The organism is Gordonia aquimaris, from assembly GCF_026262595.1.
GTDB lineage: Bacteria > Actinomycetota > Actinomycetes > Mycobacteriales > Mycobacteriaceae > Gordonia > Gordonia tangerina.
This window is the reverse complement of sequence record NZ_JAPKFM010000005.1, coordinates 63,071-80,014: the sequence shown is the minus strand read 5'-3', so window position 1 is coordinate 80,014 and position 16,944 is coordinate 63,071. Positions and strand designations below refer to the sequence as shown.

At 68.2% G+C, this 16,944-nt stretch carries 16 protein-coding genes; 5 read left to right on the top strand and 11 right to left on the bottom strand.

The window, feature by feature from the left end; translation table 11 throughout:
- Positions 1 to 15 precede the first annotated feature (15 nt).
- Positions 16 to 1,155, top strand: a complete 1,140-nt coding sequence (locus tag OSB52_RS07120) for a polyprenyl synthetase family protein (protein WP_266060974.1) — start codon at positions 16 to 18, stop codon at positions 1,153 to 1,155.
- Positions 1,156 to 1,223: 68 nt separating this feature from the next.
- Complete coding sequence (locus OSB52_RS07115) at positions 1,224 to 2,774, top strand: alpha-(1->6)-mannopyranosyltransferase A (RefSeq protein WP_266060972.1); 1,551 nt, start codon at positions 1,224 to 1,226, stop codon at positions 2,772 to 2,774.
- A 10-nt stretch (positions 2,775 to 2,784) separates the two neighbouring features.
- Here the strand turns inward: OSB52_RS07115 and OSB52_RS07110 are convergent, their stop codons facing one another.
- Entirely contained in the window at positions 2,785 to 3,150 is a 366-nt protein-coding gene (locus OSB52_RS07110; RefSeq protein WP_235723230.1) for an Rv2175c family DNA-binding protein, read from the bottom strand.
- 73 nt (positions 3,151 to 3,223) lie between these two features.
- Between OSB52_RS07110 and OSB52_RS07105 the strand changes: the two genes are divergently transcribed.
- Complete coding sequence (locus OSB52_RS07105; protein ID WP_266060971.1) at positions 3,224 to 4,387, top strand: protein kinase domain-containing protein; 1,164 nt, start codon at positions 3,224 to 3,226, stop codon at positions 4,385 to 4,387.
- Positions 4,388 to 4,442: 55 nt separating this feature from the next.
- On the opposite strand, the gene OSB52_RS07100 is transcribed toward OSB52_RS07105, so the two are convergent.
- On the bottom strand, positions 4,443 to 5,837 hold the full coding sequence (locus OSB52_RS07100; RefSeq protein WP_235723263.1) for a class II 3-deoxy-7-phosphoheptulonate synthase: 1,395 nt from the start codon (positions 5,835 to 5,837) through the stop codon (positions 4,443 to 4,445).
- Between the two features lie 67 nt (positions 5,838 to 5,904).
- Positions 5,905 to 6,387, bottom strand: a complete 483-nt coding sequence (locus OSB52_RS07095) for a polyadenylate-specific 3'-exoribonuclease AS (protein WP_235723232.1) — start codon at positions 6,385 to 6,387, stop codon at positions 5,905 to 5,907.
- A gap of 46 nt (positions 6,388 to 6,433) precedes the next feature.
- On the opposite strand from OSB52_RS07095, the gene OSB52_RS07090 reads away from it, so the two are divergent.
- On the top strand, positions 6,434 to 7,807 hold the full coding sequence (locus OSB52_RS07090) for a glycosyltransferase 87 family protein (RefSeq protein ID WP_266060970.1): 1,374 nt from the start codon (positions 6,434 to 6,436) through the stop codon (positions 7,805 to 7,807).
- A gap of 60 nt (positions 7,808 to 7,867) precedes the next feature.
- Here the strand turns inward: OSB52_RS07090 and OSB52_RS07085 are convergent, their stop codons facing one another.
- From OSB52_RS07085 to OSB52_RS07060, 6 genes are all read right to left on the bottom strand, one after another.
- Positions 7,868 to 8,569: a lysophospholipid acyltransferase family protein gene (locus tag OSB52_RS07085; RefSeq protein ID WP_266060968.1), complete on the bottom strand. Its 702-nt coding sequence runs from the start codon at positions 8,567 to 8,569 to the stop codon at positions 7,868 to 7,870.
- Positions 8,570 to 8,706: 137 nt separating this feature from the next.
- The gene (locus tag OSB52_RS07080; RefSeq protein ID WP_266060967.1) at positions 8,707 to 9,687 is read right to left on the bottom strand and encodes an ROK family protein; all 981 of its coding nucleotides are present in this window, start codon (positions 9,685 to 9,687) and stop codon (positions 8,707 to 8,709) included.
- Positions 9,687 to 10,127, bottom strand: a complete 441-nt coding sequence (locus tag OSB52_RS07075; protein ID WP_235723236.1) for a hypothetical protein — start codon at positions 10,125 to 10,127, stop codon at positions 9,687 to 9,689. Before OSB52_RS07075 ends, OSB52_RS07080 begins: the two co-directional genes overlap by 1 nt.
- An 80-nt stretch (positions 10,128 to 10,207) precedes the next feature.
- Positions 10,208 to 11,434 (bottom strand): ArsA family ATPase, encoded by a 1,227-nt coding sequence (locus OSB52_RS07070; protein ID WP_235723237.1) that lies wholly within the window; start codon positions 11,432 to 11,434, stop codon positions 10,208 to 10,210.
- Between the two features lie 20 nt (positions 11,435 to 11,454).
- On the bottom strand, positions 11,455 to 11,892 hold the full coding sequence (locus OSB52_RS07065; protein ID WP_235723238.1) for an SRPBCC family protein: 438 nt from the start codon (positions 11,890 to 11,892) through the stop codon (positions 11,455 to 11,457).
- Positions 11,892 to 12,350, bottom strand: a complete 459-nt coding sequence (locus OSB52_RS07060; protein WP_235723239.1) for a hypothetical protein — start codon at positions 12,348 to 12,350, stop codon at positions 11,892 to 11,894. Before OSB52_RS07060 ends, OSB52_RS07065 begins: the two co-directional genes overlap by 1 nt.
- A gap of 105 nt (positions 12,351 to 12,455) precedes the next feature.
- Between OSB52_RS07060 and OSB52_RS07055 the strand changes: the two genes are divergently transcribed.
- Positions 12,456 to 14,255, top strand: coding sequence for an AMP-dependent synthetase/ligase (locus OSB52_RS07055; protein WP_266060965.1), 1,800 nt, complete (start codon positions 12,456 to 12,458; stop codon positions 14,253 to 14,255).
- 34 nt (positions 14,256 to 14,289) lie between these two features.
- Here the strand turns inward: OSB52_RS07055 and OSB52_RS07050 are convergent, their stop codons facing one another.
- The gene (locus OSB52_RS07050) at positions 14,290 to 15,408 is read right to left on the bottom strand and encodes a glycosyltransferase family 4 protein (protein WP_235723241.1); all 1,119 of its coding nucleotides are present in this window, start codon (positions 15,406 to 15,408) and stop codon (positions 14,290 to 14,292) included.
- Entirely contained in the window at positions 15,408 to 16,943 is a 1,536-nt protein-coding gene (locus tag OSB52_RS07045; RefSeq protein ID WP_266060964.1) for a gluzincin family metallopeptidase, read from the bottom strand. The genes OSB52_RS07050 and OSB52_RS07045 overlap by 1 nt, the downstream gene beginning before the upstream one ends.
- Between the last annotated feature and the right edge of the window lies 1 nt (position 16,944).

The following is a 16,944-nucleotide window of genomic DNA, read 5'->3' as shown; positions in this document are numbered from 1 at the left end:
CACTAGCCTGACAGGGTGACATCCGCGCTCCCGATCCCCGCCGGACTCGACGACGTCCCGGCCGCCGTCGACTCCGCGCTGACCGCGTTCTTCGACCGCGCGGTCCCGGCGGTGGCCGCGATCGATCCACGGGTCGGGACGGCCGGGGCGGCACTGGCCGACTTCGTCCTCGGCGGCGGAAAGCGTGTGCGCCCGGTCTTCGTCTACGCCGGTTGGCTCGCGGGCAGATCGTCGCCGGCGCCACGCGCAGCCGCCGGCCAGGATGATACCGATGCACTACGAGTGGCCGCGGCGCTGGAGTTGGTCCAGGCCTGCGCGCTCATCCACGACGACGTCATCGACCGCTCCGACACGCGCCGCGGCCGCCCCACCGTCCACCGCGACTTCGAGGAGCGCCATCGCACCGACCGCTGGGTCGGCGACGCGCCACATCACGGTGTGGCCACCGCCATCCTGCTGGGTGATCTCGCGTTGTCGTGGGCCGACGACATGGTTCACGGCCATCTACCCGGCGGCCCTGCCCCCGACGACGGCCCGATCCGTCCGCTGCCGGCCGCCGTCGGCCGCGTGTGGTCGTCGATGCGCACCGAGGTGCTCGGCGGGCAGTATCTCGACATCGTCAACGAGGCTGCCGGTGACGAATCGGTCGACGCCGCCTATCGCGTGATGGAATTCAAGACCGCCGCCTACACCGTGGCCCGACCGCTCGAACTCGGCGCAACGCTGGCCGCCGCCCCACAGGGGCTCATCGACGACCTGCGCTCGGTCGGTCACGACCTCGGTGTGGCCTTCCAGTTGCGCGACGACCTGCTGGGCGTCTTCGGAGATCCCGTCCAGACCGGCAAACCGTCCGGTGACGACCTGGTGGCAGGCAAGCGGACCGCGTTGCTCGCGGTCGGGTTGGCACGAGCCACCGAGCGCGACCCGGCGCTGGCCGACACCCTGCGACACAGCGTGGGCCGTGCTCTCACCGACGTCGAGATCGACACCGCCCGAACCATACTGACCGACGTGGGCGCGCTCGACGAGATGGAACAGCGGATCTCGGCGCTGCTCACCTCCGCCCTGGACACGCTCGCCGCAGCCGATCTCGGCGACACCGTGCGTGCCGAACTGGTCGCCTTCGCCAGGCGCATCGCCCACCGATCGACATGACCGCCCCAACGTCGCCATCCGCTTCCACAACCCCCGTCCGAGGTCACGACGGGGCGGCCTGGCGCCGGATGCTCGCACGTCCGGGCTTCGTCGATCTCCTGCTGGGAACGGCGGGTTCGGTCGCCGTGTGTGTCGGCAGTTTCGGGGTCGGTGACATCGCCCGCAACAACACCGTCGCGCAAGATCTCGGGCTGTCGATGATCACCTACGGTCACGGGAAGACGTTGTTCGGCACCATCTTCTGGCTCGGTGTCGCGACCATGATCATCGCTTGGGTGCGGCTGGGCCGGACACTGCTCGCAGCTCGCGGGAGTTCGGCGCGTGCCGCGCTGCCGACGGTTCGGACGATGCAGACCGGCGTGTTGATGTGGGCGGCACCGCTGGCGGTCGCGGTCCCGGTCTACAGCCGCGATGTCTACGCCTACCTCGGCCAGGGCGCCGTCTTCCGCGAGGGCTTCGATCCCTACGCCGACGGACCCGCGCACCACGCCGGTCCCCTGCTGGACAGCATGGCCCAGGTGTGGGCCTCCACCACCGCACCGTACGGGCCGTTCTTCGTCGGGGTCACCCGGGTGGTCACCGAGATCACCGGCGACCACGCGATCCTCGGCGTCTACGCGATGCGGTTGGTACTGCTACCCGGTCTGCTGCTCGCGTTGTGGTCGATTCCCCGTCTGGCCAACCACTTCTCGGCGTCACCGCAGAGCGGTCTGTGGTTGGCGGTGGCCAACCCGATGATCCTCATCCATCTCGTCGCCGGCACCCATGTCGAACTGCTCATGATGGGAATCCTGGTAGCAGGGGTCGCGCTGGCGGTCAGCGGACGTCACGCCGCCGGACTCGCGGTACTCGGGATCGCCATCTCGATCAAGGTCACCGCGGGGATCGCGATCCCGTTCGTGGTGTGGATCTGGTTGGCGCACATCCGCGCACGACGGCCGGCACGCGTCACAGACGTGGCGGGCGTGTTCGCCGCGGTGATCGTGATACCGGTGGCGGTGTTCACCGTGTGGACCGCCGTGGTCGGCCTCGGCCTGGGCTGGCTCACCGGCCTCGGGTGGGCAGATCGGATCATCAACTGGTTCACCGTGCCAACCCTTGCGGCGCATGTGGTGACGATCGTCGCCGCGCCCTTCACCGCATTGAACCTGCAACCGGTCCTGACGGTGACCCGAGCGGTCGGTGCGGTGGTGCTGGCGATCATCCTGGTCGCGTTGTGGTGGTGGGGACGCCGCGACGAACGCCGGGCGATGGCGGCGATGGTGTGGGCGATGCTCGCGGTGCTGTTGCTCGAACCGTCAACGCTGCCCTGGTATTACACCTGGGTGCTCGGCCTGGCGGCGGCCTTCACAGTCAGGCCGCGCATCTGTGCGGTGGTGGTCTTCGTGTCCACCTTCATGTTGATCGTGTTCCAGCCCGACGATTCGATCCTGTTCTACAAGCTGCCCGAGACACTGCTGGCCATCGCGCTGTCGGCGCTGGCGGCCACTGCGCTGCTGCGACCCGACCCGTTGCGACTGCGCCGCGTGGTGGACTGGTTCACCGCACGGCCCACGAGCACACCCGCGGTACGGGCCGAGAGCGGGTCGCCGTCATCGGACACCGCTGGTCGGACGTGACGCCCGGTATTCAGAACGCCTGGGCCTGAGCCCGGCGCACCACCTCGCGAGCGGAATGGGTGTGCAACGCCTCCGCCGGATGCAGACCGAGATCGTCTTGAACCGTGAACAGCCATCGCATCACGTCGTCACGTGAGTATCCGCCGTCGAACAACACGTCGACGAGACCCGTGAAGTGTTTGGCGATCCCGAGATCGTCGAAGAAGATCGCGGGTACCGCCGGCTGTCCCCCACGGGACACGGCAAGCAGGTGGTGATCGCGGATGAGGGTGCGAACCCGGTTCGGTGAGACCCGCAGTCGGGCAGCCACCTCGTCGACGGTCAATGTGGCGACATCGGTCGGCAGGTTGTCCTCGGACAACGGTAATGAACCCACACCGGGAAGCCTACCGGCTCGCCGACCGCTTCGGTCCCGAGTGGCCGGTGGTACGCCCGGTAGATTCGGCTGCGTGACATCTTCGGCCGATCCTCTTGTGGGCGCGACCCTCGAGAGCCGCTACCGCATCGACGCACCGATCGCGCGCGGCGGAATGTCGGCGGTGTATGTCGGTGTCGATCTGCGACTGGGCCGTTCGGTGGCGGTGAAGGTGATGGACGAACGCTACAGCGGGGATCCACTTTTCCTGCGTCGATTCGAGTTCGAGGCCCGGGCCGTCGCCGGGCTCAAGCATCCCGGCCTGGTCGCCGTCTACGACCAGGGCATCGACAACGGAATCGTCTTCCTGGTGATGGAGCTGGTGGAGGGCGGCAGCCTGCGCGAATTGCTGCGCGAACGCGGACCGATGCCACCGCACGCCGTCACCGCGGTGGTCGACCCGGTCCTCGGTGGCCTGGGCACCGCACACGCCGGCGGCCTGGTCCACCGCGACGTGAAGCCCGAGAACGTTCTGATCTCCGAGCGCGGCGAGGTCAAGGTCGCCGACTTCGGCCTGGTCCGCGCAGTTGCCGAGGCCGGTGTGACATCGGCGAGCGTGATCCTGGGCACCGCCGCCTACCTATCTCCCGAGCAAGTCGAGTCCGGCGACGCCGACGCCCGTAGCGATGTGTACTCGACAGGCGTCATGATGTTCGAATTACTCACCGGCCGAACCCCTTTCCGCGGCGACACGCCGTTGGCACTGGCCTATCAGCGGTTGAGCTACGACGTGCCGGCACCGGGTGACGTCGTCGACGGAGTACCCGAGGAGTTCGACGAGATCGTGTTGCGGGCCACCGAACGCAATCCGGCGGAGCGCTACGCGGACGGATTCGACATGCAACGGGCGTTACTCGCCGCGGCCGAGGACCTCGACCTTCCACCGTTCACCGTGCCCGCACCGCGTCGTTCGGCCGAGCGGGAGACCATGGCGCGCATGCGTGCCGGCGCTCCCGCCGGCGCGCCCCCAGCGACACCCGGTCCACCCCAGCACACCCGGGTCCAGTCGCAGGCCACCCCGGGGGTCCCGCCATCGCGCGGTCGGGCGGCACAGCCGACCCGCGCCGCCCGCGCGGTGCCGGCCGAACAGGACGACAACGGAGCGCTGCGCGCGGCCATCTGGATCGGCCTGGTCCTCGTGCTGGCCATCGCGATCGGCGCCGCAGCCTGGTGGGCGGGCCAGCAGTTCCTGATCTGACCGTGCACCGGCTACACCACATGGCACATACGACGTTCCCGGGGATCCCGATTCGTCAGCCGCGCAACATCTCTGCGACCAAGAAGGCCAACTCGAGCGACTGCTGGGTGTTGAGCCGAGGGTCACACGCGGTCTCGTAGCGGCCGGCCAGGTCCAGATCGGAGATGTCCTGGGCCCCACCGAGGCATTCGGTGACATCCTCTCCGGTCAACTCGATGTGGACCCCGCCGGGATGCGTACCGAGTGCCCGATGGACCTCGAAGAAGCCCTGGACCTCGTCGACCACCCGGTCGAAGTGACGGGTCTTGTAGCCGGTGGACGATTCGTGCGTATTGCCGTGCATCGGGTCGCATTGCCAGATCACCTTGTGCCCGCTGGCCTCCACCGCGGAGACGATGGCCGGCAGCACGTCGCGCACCTTGTTGTTGCCCATCCGAGACACCAGGGTGAGGCGGCCGGGCCGGTTGTGCGGGTCGAGACGTTCGACGTACTCGACGGCCTGCTCCGGAGTCGTCGTCGGCCCGATCTTCACACCGATCGGGTTGCTGATGAGTTCGGCCAGCGCGACGTGTGCACCGTCGAGTTGTCGGGTGCGCTCGCCGATCCACAAGAAGTGCGCCGACAGATCGTAAAGAACCTTCTCATCCGGATTGTCCGGGTCGTCCGCCAAGCGCAGCATCGCACGCTCGTAGTCGATCACCAGCGCCTCGTGCGAGGCGAAGATGGACGCGGAGTCCAACTTGGAGTCGGTCACTCCACACGCATCCATGAACCGCAACCCGCGGTCGATTTCCGACGCCAGGGCCTCGTAGCGGGCACCGGCGGGTGACGTGCGGACGAATTCTCGGTTCCACAGGTGCACGCGACGCAGGTCGGCCTCCGAGCCGGTGAGGGCGCGCACCAGATTCATCGCAGCGGCCGCGTTGGCGTAGGCCCGCACCAGCCGCGACGGGTCGTGCACGCGGGCGGCCTCGTCGGCGACGAAGCCGTTCACCATGTCGCCGCGGTAGGACAGCAAACCGAGCGCGTCGGTGTCCGACGATCGCGGCTTGGCGTATTGACCGGCGATCCGCGCCACCTTCACCACCGGCATACTCGCGCCGTAGGTCAGGACCACGGCCATCTGCAGCAGCGTTCGGATGTTGCCCTTGATGTGCGGCTCGGTGTTGTCGACGAAGGTCTCGGCACAGTCCCCGCCCTGCAGCAGGAAGGCGCGTCCCTCGGCCACCTCGGCGAGCTGGGCCGACAGCGCCTGGACCTCGACCGGCATGCAGATGGGCGGCACACTCTCCAACACGGTGCGCATCTTGCGCGCCTCATCGGCGGGCCAGCTGGGCTGCTGGAGCGCCGGACGGGCGATGGCATCATCGAACCGGGCCTGCAGGTCGCCGGGCAGCGGCGGGAGCTCCGGGAGATCTTCGATCGGAACGTCTACGGTCCAGTTGGTCACCACGGATACAGGGTAGTGGAGTCGTCGAGGTGCCCGATCGAGGGGCCGAGGCATGCCTCGGCGACCATCAGCGCTTCGACTGTTCGATGACCTGCCAGCGACGCAGGTTGTGCCGCGCGTCGGTCAACGCGTCGTGGGCATCACGGGGAGACGCCGGCAGACTCGGTCGGCCCGCCGCCTCCCAATGCTGTCGCAGTTCACGGGTGAAACGCGGCATCACCCGAGGTAGCGCGGTCATCGGCCCCCACAGCTGACACAGCACCACGTGGTCATAGGCGCCCACCCATGCCCACAGCTCCACCTCGTCGTCGGCCTCGGTGAGAAACGCCAGCAGGTCGTCGCGGATCTGGCGCCTGCCGCGCCAGGCCGGCGATGCAGGCGAGGGTAGTTTCGGCAACACATTGGCCCGCACCCAGTCCCCGGCCCGCGCCGGGTCGAACTCCGTGGAGACCGCGTAGAATTCCCGACCGTCCTCGGCGACGACACCGATCGAGATGAGCTCGATGGTGGTGCCGTCCTCGATAAACTCCGAGTCGTAGAAGAACCGCATAGCCACCAGTATTCACACACCCTGTGAGCGGAGAGACGCCGAGACCATGACTGTCCTGTCCGAGGCCGATGCCCGGCTGCACCGATGGGTACCGTCGGTGCCCATCCGCAGCGTCATCGCCGTGGCCTTCGCAACGTCGGTGACCCTGCAGATCGTGGGTGTTCCGTTCACCTCCAGCTTCGGTACCCGCACCCGTATCGATCTCGACGTCTACCGGCTGGGTGCGCAGATCTGGCAGCAGGGTCAGAGTCTGTACGCTGACGGTTCGATGCCATTCACCAGCGATGGGATCTGGCTGCCGTTCACCTATCCCCCGTTCGCGGCAATCGGTTTCGTTCCGCTCGGTCTGCTCGGTCTCGGCCTCGCCGGATTGTTGATGTCGATCCTGACGGCCGCACTCGTCGTGATCTGCGGGCACATCGTGCTCGGGGTGCTGTCGGTGGGTAACACCGCCAACCGGTGGTGGATCGCGCTGATGGTGGGCGGAGTCGCGGTCTGGTCCAATCCCTTGTGGATGACCCTGGGCTTCGGTCAGATCAACATCGTGCTGATGACGTTGATCATCGTCGACGTGTTCGTCGTCGGCCGGGGCCGCGCGCGGGCGGCCGGCCCGCTGCAGGGGGTGCTCACCGGCGTCGCGGCTGCAGTGAAACTCACCCCGCTGGTCTTCATCGCGGTCTTCCTCATCGCGCGTAGCTGGCGGCCGGCAATCGTCGCGGGCGTCACCTTCGTAGGCGCGGGAGTGCTGGCCTGGATCTGGCTACCCGCCGATTCGCTGACCTACTGGACCCACACCCTGTTCCACACCACTCGCATCGGCGACCCGGCCGGACGCATCAACCAGAACATCAATGCGATGTGGATTCGGCTGGTGCCGCACGCCGAGATGACCGAACAGTTGCTGTGGGTGGCCAGCTCGGTGGTGGTGACGGGACTGGCCGTCGTCGCGGCCCGCGCCTGTCGTCCGGTGTCGGCTTTTCGGGCGTTGCGCGCGCCCGGCACCCCCGCGCCCGACGCGTCGTCGGCGCCGGGGTCTGCCGGGGTCGCGCCCGTCCTGGTCACCTGCGTCGTAGCGACCTGGGGTCTGCTGGTGTCGCCGACATCCTGGGCCCACCACTGGGTGTGGGCGATTCCGACGATACTGGTCGCGACGGTGGTGGCTGCCCGTAGCACCGACCGCCGCGTTCAGGTGGCGCACATGTCGGTCGCGGCGAGCGGTGTCGTCATCTTTGCGCTCGGACCGTTCCAGTTCTTGTCGCCTGCGGTGCGACAGTGGTCGGTCGTCGATCATCTGATCGGCAACGCGTACACCCTGTGGGGTCTCGGGTTCCTGGTGGTGGTGTGGCTGCTGCCGCCGCAGTGGACCGAACGTCGCACCGCCATGCCACGCACGGAGATGGCCGGGACCGGCGCCGCATGATCCTTTGGCCATGCGGATCCGGCGGGCCCGGTTCGCGCGGTGGGAGTGAGGCGGTATGAGTCAGGCGGCAGCCGGCTCCGCCGGCGCGGTGGGCTTGTTCTTGAGCGACGCCGCGTAGATGTCCACGTACTGCTGCCCCGACAACTGCATCAACTCGTACATGATCTCGTCGGTGACCGCCCGCTCGATGAACCGGTTGCCCTGCATCCCCTCATACCGCGCGAAGTCGAGCGGCTCACCGACCTTGATGACGATGCGCGACGGTCGCGGAATGACGGTCCCCGGCGGGTTGAGCTTCTCGGTGTTGATCATGGCCACCGGGATCACCGGCACCCCGGTGTCCAGGGCCACCCGGGCCAGGCCCGTCTTGCCCTTGTAGAGCCGCCCATCCGGAGAACGTGTGCCCTCCGGGTACATCCCCATCAGGGTGCCCGCCTCGAGCTGCCGACGGGCGGCGGTCAACGCACCCGCGGCGGCCTCGGCGCCCGATCGGTCGATGGGGATCTGCCCGACCGCGGAGAAGAACCAGCGCTGGAACGCACCCTTGACCCCTGTGCCCGTGAAGTATTCGGCCTTGGCGAGAAAGTAGATCCGGCGGCGGACCATCAGCGGCAGATAGAAGCTGTCCATCACGGCGAGGTGATTACTCGCCAGGATCGCGGGCCCACGCTCCGGAATGTTCTCCAACCCCTCGATCCTGGGTCGGCCGAGGACTCGCAGAATCGGTCCGAGCAGCACGTACTTGAATGCGTAATACCACATCGATGACTCCGAACCTCGTCGATCGCCGCCGCCTCAGACACTACCCGCCGAGACCTGGACCACAGGATCGATATCCGCGCACAATTGGCGGTTACCGAAACCCGCTGAAACGATACCCGCAGAAACCATACACACCCTCAGCTTCGGGTGGGCGCCTCGGCGAGGTGCGTACTGATGGCCTGGCGCGCAACCTCGGCGGCACCCACCACACCGGCGCTCTCACCAAGCTGCGTGCCGCGGATTCGTGCCAGCTGCCGGTGTCCGGCACCGGTCACCAGACGCGCGTAATGTTCTCGCGCCTCGTCCAGGAACAGTCCCGACGCGGCCCCCACGCCACCGGCGAGCACGATCAGATCGGGATCGAAGATGTCGGCGATCATGGCGAGTCCCTGCCCGAGCGATTGCGCGAATTGCGCGAACGCCGCCAGCGCGACGGCGTCACCGTCGGCGGCAGCACCGGCGACGCGGCGGCCGGTGAGCGCACCCGGGTCTGCTGCGACATCTGCGGCCAGTTGACTGCGCCCCCAGTCCCCGTCGGCCAGCAGCTCAAGCACCGTGTCGACCAGAGCTGTTCCGCTGCAATACCGTTCCCAGCAGCCAAGCTTTCCGCAGGAACACGGCCGACCGTCCGGGACCACGGTGAGATGGCCGAGCTCGGGCGCCACACCGAAGCTGCCCCGATAGATCTGTCCGTCCAACAGCAGGCCCGCGCCGATGCCGGTGCCGATCGCGAGCACCAGCGAGTTCCGGCCGCCTGCCGCGGCCCCGAAACGTCGTTCGGCGACCGCAGCGGCATTGGCGTCGTGCTCGGCGAACACCGGGATGCCGATCCGGGTGGTCATGTCCTCGGCGACGGTGGCCTCCCGCCATGGCAGATGCGGCGCGAACCGGATCACCCGACGGTCCGGTGTCAGAAACCCGGCGATCGCCAGGCCGACAGCCTTGGCCGCCCACCGGGAGGTCAGCTCACCGACCAACCGGTCCAGACAGTGTTCGAGTGCCTGCGCGGTCGGCGGAGTTGCCGCACGCAACGTGTCGAGCATCGCACCACGGTCGTCGACCACCGACGCACGCACGCTGGTACCGCCGATGTCGATACCGATCGTCAAGTCCCCCATCAGTCCTCACCTTCGAACTCGCGATGGTGGACGTCCGACGGACCACGCGTGTCGATACGTACCGCGATCTGCTGATAACCGGTGTCGGCGCGCGGAGAAGTCTGTGGGGTCGATCGCAGCGCACTCGCGATCGCCTCCAACACCGCGATCAACGCGGAGATGAGGCGTGCGAGCAGGTCACCGAGCTCGGCGAGCAGCGACGTGATCTCACCGGACAGGTCGACGAGATCCGCCACATCGGCGGCGGACTCCGGCGAACCCGCTCGGCCCCGACCCGACGCGCTCGACTGGCGCTGGCCCGTACCACCGAACATCGCGGCCACCTGGTCGATCTGGGCGGCCAGGCCCAACAGGAAGTCGCGCAGCGGATCACCTACGGGACCGCGCGCGTGGCCGGCGACGTTGTCGTCACCACTCCCGGTCGTGTCGTCCGAGGTCATCTGGGCAGCTCCCCCTGTCCGGCTCGGCAGTAGTGTACGCGACGTCGGCCGCGCCGCTGTGTGGCAGGCAAACGACGACGTCAGCGACCTTTCGGCCACAGCTTCGGGTCCGGTACAAACCGCACGACGAGTTCGGTGCCGTCCCAGGCCGCGTCCACCACGACGCATCGCCGCAGCACCGAGGGCAACCGGACCGGATGGCGGAAGCCACCAACGGTGACCAGCAGGTCGTCACCGGATCGTCCGAGCTGCAGGGTGTCGGGTTCGGGAAGCCGTTGCCGCCACGTGAGTTCGAACACCCGATCCTGGCCGCGCACGGTCTCGGAACCGTCGTCGGCGCCGACCTCCGCCACGCGCGCGGCTCCGGTGCCACACCGGCGTCCGTCCGGGCGCGCGAACGTGACGCCGACCTTGCGAAGCCGGGCCGCCCGATCGATCGGCTCGTCCACCCGGTCGACGTTGATCACCTCGACGTCGCGGTCGTCGTGCACCACCGACCGTAGGCGCGCCACGCGACGGTCACAACCGTCACCGACCCCGCGGTTGACGATCACCGAACGCAGGGCAAGGCCCATCACATCGACATTTGCCAGCAAGGCCGGTAGCAGTCGCTCGGCGCGACCGTCGGTGCCGATCACCAGATGTACTGCGACACTGTGCGCATCGGTCGTCAGTTCGGCGATGTCGACACAGTCCCGGTCGATCGCGTCGACGGCCGCGGTCACCTGGGCCAGGACCGGCCGCTCTGCCGCAGCGGCCAGCCGACGGTGGCGCGGCCACAACCGATTCAGCGCCTGACTGAGCACCGAGGCGGCCCGCAGGAACTCGAACGGGTCGCCGAGTCCCGAGACGTCGACGACGATCCGTCGCCAGGTGCCGCCGGCGGCCTCGTCGCGGATCCGACGCAGCAGCAGGAAATCCTCGATACCCGGCAACGCGGCGAGTTCACCTGCGGAGATCTCCGATGCCACCCCGAGCCCCGGCAGCGATACCCGGGAACGGGCCACCGTCTCCGACAGCACGGCGGTGAAGTCGGACCACGACCGCTCCACCAGTCCGAGCCGATCCAACGACAACAGATGCAGTCGGGACGACACCGCCACCGGCTCCGCCGACGTTCGGTAGACACCGAACAGTTCCGCGGTCGGCGACCAGCGGTCCACGGTGATCAGCAGCGTGTCCTGCTCGGGCACGAGACCGCTTCCGGCGCCGCGGGTCCGGGGTCCGGCCCGCTGTCCGCGGGCCCGACCCAGTGCCCCCGATGCCGCGGCCACCGAGACCCCGGCGCCACCCGGCCCGATCACCACATGAATGGGCGTGAGATCGATCAGCCTTCGACCCTCTTCTTCAAGTCGTTCAGTGCGGCCTCGGTGATGGCCTTCTCCGCACGCCGTTTGAGTTGCCCGATCATCGGCACCAGCAGATCCACCATGAGTTCATAGGTGACCTTGGTGGAACCCGGGACCTGCTGGGACAACACATATCGCCCGCGTTGGTCACGTTGCAGATCGCTGCTGACCAATGTCCATGCCACCGTCCGGTCGTCGGCACCCCAGTCGTAGCTCAGAACATAAGTGTCCTGGAGCACGCCGGCATCGAGGACGAACCGCACCACTCGTGGCCGACCGTCGACCCCGGTCTCGATCACCTCCACCTCCCGCGCCGCGGACACCCAGTCGGGATAGTGATCGAAATCGGCGATAACCGCCATGATGTCGGAAGCGTCGGCGTTGATCACGATGGAACGCTCGGTGTGGTCGGCCATCACCGCACCACTTTCGTGGCCGTCGCGTTCGCCGACGTGGTGTCGGCGTCGGGGTCCCGGGTCGCCGGTCCGCCGACCACACGCCCGGACTCCAGGCGCGCCTTCACCTCGAAAGACATCGCCCGGCCGGCGGCGCGACGGCGACGGTTGGCGTTGGCGAGCCCATCCGCATCCCAGGCGCCGGCCCCGGTGTCCACCGGTTCGGCGTGCAGGAAGTAGTGCAGGGTGAACCCGTCGAGGACCGGTTCGCACCAGACCTCCATACTGCCCACCAGTGGACCGTCCACCGTCCAGCGAACGCCCTGCGCACCGCGATCCTCGATGACGCCGAGACGGAGATCGGGCCACCAGCGCCGCCAGTTGCCCTGGTCCCCGACCGCCTCGGCGGCCAGCGACGGAGCCGCCGCGACAAAGGTCTCGTCGGCCACCTGAATGCTCGTCACGTTCACTAGCTTCACATACTCTCGGTGGCCCCGGACAGCAGACCTGACGGGACGCGCGTACGGTTTGCGCGGCGACGGGACTACCATCGCTGATGAGAACCGAGGCTGAAAGGTGGCCCGATGACCGAGTTCAGCGTCCCGGCGCGCTTCTCCATCCCGGAGAATGCCGACTGCACGGACATCATCTTCCGGATCGCCGAACGCGAACCCGACAAGGTGGTCTTCCGACGCAAGGTCGACACGGATTGGCAGCCGGTCACCGCCGCCGAGGCGGCCGCGCAGATCACCGCCATCGCCAAGGGCCTGATCGCCGTGGGCGTGTCGCCCGGCGACCGCGTCGCACTCCTCTCGCGTACTCGCCTCGAGTGGAACCTGATCGATTTCGCGATCTGGTCGGCCGGTGCCATCACGGTGCCCATCTACGATTCGTCGTCCGGACCGCAGATCGAATGGATCATGCGCGATTCCGGGGCCGGGGCGATCATCGTCGAAGATGACGGCCATCGTCGGATCGTCGACGGCATCGACGGCCTCGATTCGGTGGACGTCTTCCAGATCGACGCGTCCGACGGTGACGGCGCGATCGCGCACCTCACTGCGGTGGGCGCCGAGGTCCACGACGACGAGGTACTCAAGCGGCGCACCGCCCTGCGTTGCGCCGATCCGGCCACGCTGATCTACACCTCCGGAACCACCGGTCGCCCCAAAGGATGCGAGCTGACGCACGCCAACATGCTTTCCGAGGTGCGCGGGGTCCTGGAGAGCCCGATGCACACCCTGCTGGGCCCGGGCAAACGTCTGCTCATGTTCCTGCCGCTGGCACATGTCCTCGCCCGCGCCATCACCCTGGTGGCCATCGAGGCCGGGGTGGAGGTCGGCCACCACGCCGATACCCGCACCCTGGTCGCCGAGTTCGCAACGTTCCGGCCGTCGGTGATCCTCTCGGTGCCACGGGTGTTCGAGAAGGTCTACAACACCGCACAGCAGTCCGCCCACGACGACGGGAAGGGCAGGATCTTCGACCTGGCCGCGGATGTGGCGATCGAGTACTCCTCCGCCGACGAACGCGGTTCGGTCGGACTGTTCCTCAAGTTAAAGCACGCAGTGTTCGATCGTCTCGTCTACGGAAAGTTGCGCGCCGCTCTGGGCGGGCAGTGCGAGGCCGCGATCTCGGGTGGCGCACCCCTGGGCGCACGCCTCGGCCACTTCTTCCGCGGCATCGGAATTCCGGTGTACGAAGGCTACGGACTCACCGAGACCACGGCGGCGTTCAGCGTCAACACCCCCGGCGCCGTGAAAGTCGGTACCGTCGGGAAACCGTTGCCGGGCAACCGCGTCCGGATCGCCGACGATGGCGAGGTAATGCTGTCGGGTGGTGTGGTCTTCGCCGAGTACTGGCAGAATCCGGAGGCGACGGCAACTGCTGTCGAAGACGGCTGGTTCCACACCGGTGACCTCGGCACACTCGACGAGGACGGCTACCTGACGATCACCGGACGGAAGAAAGAGCTGATCGTCACCGCCGGCGGCAAGAACGTCTCTCCGGCGGGTCTCGAGGACGTGATCCGGGCCAATGCACTCATCTCGCAGGCACTCGTCATCGGCGACGCGAAACCGTTCATCGCAGCGCTGGTCACGATCGATCCGGAGGCGTTCGGCGGCTGGAAGCAGCGCAACGGGAAGCCTTCCGACGCCACGGTTGCCGACCTGGTCGACGATCCGGACCTGCGGGCCGAGGTGCAGGGCGCGGTCGACGCCGCCAACGAGACCGTCTCGCACGCCGAGGCGATCAAGAAGTTCCGGGTGCTCGCCGACGACTTCACCGAGGCGACCGGCGAGATGACGCCGACGCTGAAGGTCAAGCGGAATGTGGTGGTCGACAAGTTCTCCGACGACATCGACGCGATCTACGCGCGGTAGCCGACATCGCACGGCGCCAGGCGGGCGGCTCGAGCTACAGCAGCTGACGTAGACGTGCCGCGATGGCACTCCACTGCCAGCTCTGCAGCACGTGTTCGCGTCCGTTGGCGCCCATCTCGGCGGCAGCGGAGCGATCGCTGAGGACCGCGGTGATGGCGAGCGCCACGGCGTCGATGTCGGTCCCGTCGACCACGGTGCCAGTGACGCCTTCCACCACGGTCTCGGGTGCTCCGCCGGATTGTCCGGCCACCACCGGCACCCCTGTGGCCGATGCCTCGAGGTAGACGATGCCCAACCCCTCCACGTCCAGCCCACCCCCACGGGTGCGGGCCGGCATGGCGAAGACGTCGGCGACATTGTGGTACTCGGGTAGCTCCGCCGACGGCACCGAACCGGTGAACACCACGTGGTCGGCGACCCCGTCGTCGTCGGCGAGCCGATGCAGGTGCTCCGCATAGGGGCCACCACCGACGATCACCAGCACCACGTCACCGACCTCGCGACGGATCAACGGCAGCGCCCGGATCAGGACGTCCTGACCCTTGCGCGGCACCAGTCGGGACAGACACAGCACCGTCGGACGATCGCCCAGTTCCAACCGGTCGCGTAGGCGCCGACGTGCGCCGGGATCAGGCGCGAAGCGGTCGGTGTCCACGCCCGGCGGTAGGTACTCCAGTGCGGCGTGCGCACCGAACGCGGATGCGAAACGGCCACGCGTATAACGACTCACGAAGGTCACCGCGTCGGTGTGTCGACCGATGTGGGCGAGCACCTGCCGGGCGACCGGCAGCATCGACCAACCGACCTCGTGCCCGTGCGTGCTCGCAACGACCCGTTGTGCCCCCGCCCGCCGCATCGCCGGGGCGAGCGTCGCCAATGGCGCGGCGGCACCGAACCACACCGTCGAGATGTCATGGGTCGCGATGAGCCGGGCGGCACGCCGCGCGACGGCCGGTGTCGGCAACATCAGCGACGTCGGGTGACGGACAATCGTGTAGGGCTGCGCGGCGTCGAACTCCTCGTGTCCCCGCCATCGCGGTGCGTAGACCACCACTTCCTCGGGCGGCAACAGATCCACCAAATTCTGCAGATACGACTGGATTCCGCCCGGCCGGGGCGGAAAATCGTTGGTCACCAACAAAGTACGTCGCATCAGCGCACCTGGGTGCTCAGCCAGCGCCGCCATCCCGCGACGAATTCGGTACGCGACACACCGAGCACGTCCACGATGGCCTCATCCTGCTGCGCGGTGTCGTCGGTGGCCGCGACTCCGATGTAGAGCTCACGCAGCCGGTCCTCGCCGTAGCGGTCGGCGACGTAGGCCGCCACCGACCACGCGGACTGGTAAGCACGTCGTGCGCCGTCGGAATCGACCGCGAAGTCGCGGTCGGCGGGTAGGTCCGCGGGGAGGTCGCCGACGTCCACGGCAGCCGCGAGATCCGGTGCCGCATCCGCGAACCGGGTATAGGTGCCGTTGCGTCCGACATATTCCGGTACTCCCTCGGTGATCCACAGCGGCGCGCCCGCCGCGGTGTCGACGCGCGCTGCGACATGGGTGAGCTCGTGGCGCAGCACCACGCCGAGTGCCGCATTCGACAGCCGCGCGGCACCCGGCGTGAGAACCACTCGCTGCCCCACCGCCACGCCGTCGTCAGTGTCGACACGACTGTAGACGGTTGCGGCGGCAGCTGCGGCGACGTCGGTCCCGGCGCTGCGCGTCAACGTCCGGAACTCGCCTGGGCGCGCGGTCGCCACCACGACCGCCCGCCGGGGCCAGTCCTCACCCCAGAACGCCGTCACCGCCTCCACCGAACCCGGCGCGAGTTCGCGGACACGCGCGACCACCTCGGCGGTCCCCGGATACGAGGCGATCACCGAGGTGCCGCCGGACGTCTGGACATCGGATGCTCCCAGACCGGGCAGATCCCACAACTGGGTGGGAGCGGCGTCACCACCGATCGCTGCGCCATCACCGACCACCGTCCAGTCGTCGCCGTAGCGCGCCATCACCAGCTGCATGCCCACCACCACATCCGGTTCGTCGACCCCCGGGGTGCTCGCGCCGCCGAGGGCGTATCGGAGTTCGATCGGCGCCACCCACGAGTCCGAACTCCCCTGCGCGTCGAGTCGCTGCTGCAGGTCCGCAGGCACCAGCACCTCCGCCTCCGTGGTGGGCGCGACCTCGTATCGGAAATCTTTGAGCCGTAGTACAGTTCCGCGCGGCGCCACGGTCGCGACCGTGGGGGACGAACCACTCGGCTGTGACCTGGGGGGCGCCGACGAGTTCGGTACGCGGCCGGTCGTCGGCGGCGACGAGAGCGGCGCGGTCGACGGCCGTGGGGCCGTTGGTCGCGGGGACTCCGCGCTCACGACGCTGCCGGAGAGGTTGACCGCAGCGGCGCGCAGTCGGGCACGGAACTCGGGTGTGGCGGCCGGATCGATGAGCCCGCCCACCCGATCTGCATCGCCTGCACTCAGCGCGCCACTGAGATCGTCGAGCGTTCGCTGTACGCCGTCCGCACGTTGTTGTTCAAAGACGTTCAGCGACGTCGTCGCGGTGGTGGACGCGCTGCTCGATGGCGTGCCCTGCTCGGCCGGGGCCGCACAACCGGCGAGGACCGCAACGGTGAGCACAGCGAGGAGTGCGCCCGGGGCTCGGCGCCACCGATCCGTCTGGTTGCCGGTCACC